At 62.3% G+C, this 937-nt stretch carries 1 pseudogene; it reads left to right on the top strand.

Annotated features, from left to right (window positions below):
• Positions 1-937: pseudogene (locus tag KCG87_RS27340) on the top strand (toxin); the annotation flags it as partial.

Below are 937 nucleotides of genomic sequence, written 5' to 3'. Positions count from 1 at the left end.
ACGCACTTCAACGCCGTCGGACAAATCATCGAACAACAGACCGGCAATGGCATTGCCTGCTACTGGGACTACGAACCAACCACTGGGCGCCTGCAGCGGCAATGGGCGCAAAAGGGGGCGCAGCCGCCCCTGCAGGACATGAGCTATGAGTACGATCCGGTCGGCAACCCGACACGCATCCTCGACCACGTGTTCACGCCCAGCCACTTCGCCAACCAGCGGGTCGACGGCGAACGTGCGTTCCGTTACGACTCGCTGTATCGGCTGACCAGCGCCAGCGGTTACGACGACGTGGCCCCCAGCGACCTCCCCGGCCGACCGCAACCGAGCGACCCCAACGACCGACGCAATTACCTGCAGACCTACCGCTACGATAACGGCGGCAACCTGACGCAACTGTGCCATGTGCGCGACGGTGCCTGTCAGACCCGTCAGATGTGTATCGACCCTGCAAGCAATCGCGGTGTGCGCTGGAAAGAGGGTGATCCCGCACCGGATTTCGATCAGCTATTCGACCGCCACGGCAACCTGATGGCCCTGCAACCGGGACAGGCACTGCGCTGGGACGCCCGCGATCAACTGGCCTCGGTGATCCTGGTTCATCGCGAAAACGGCCTGGATGACGCGGAGTTCTATCACTACAGCCAGGGCGCGCGCGTCTACAAACGCCATGAAACCTACAGCGGTTCCAACCGGCATTTCCACGAGGTGCGCTACCTGCCCGGACTGGAGATCCGCAGCAAGGACAACGGCGAGGAGCTGCACGTCATCAGCCTCGCCGCCGGCGCAGGCCATGTCAGTTGCCTGCATTGGCTCAGCGGCAAACCGGCGGGCATTGCCGACAACCAGTTGCGTTACACCCTCGATGATCACCTGGGTTCATGCGTGATGGAACTGGATCAGCAGGCACGCCTGATCAGTCACGAAGGCTATTACC

It is taken from the genome of Pseudomonas sp. MWU347 (assembly GCF_017947305.1).
GTDB lineage: Bacteria > Pseudomonadota > Gammaproteobacteria > Pseudomonadales > Pseudomonadaceae > Aquipseudomonas > Aquipseudomonas putida_A.
The sequence above is the reverse complement of the archived record's forward strand: the minus strand, read 5'-3'. Positions and strand labels throughout refer to the sequence as shown.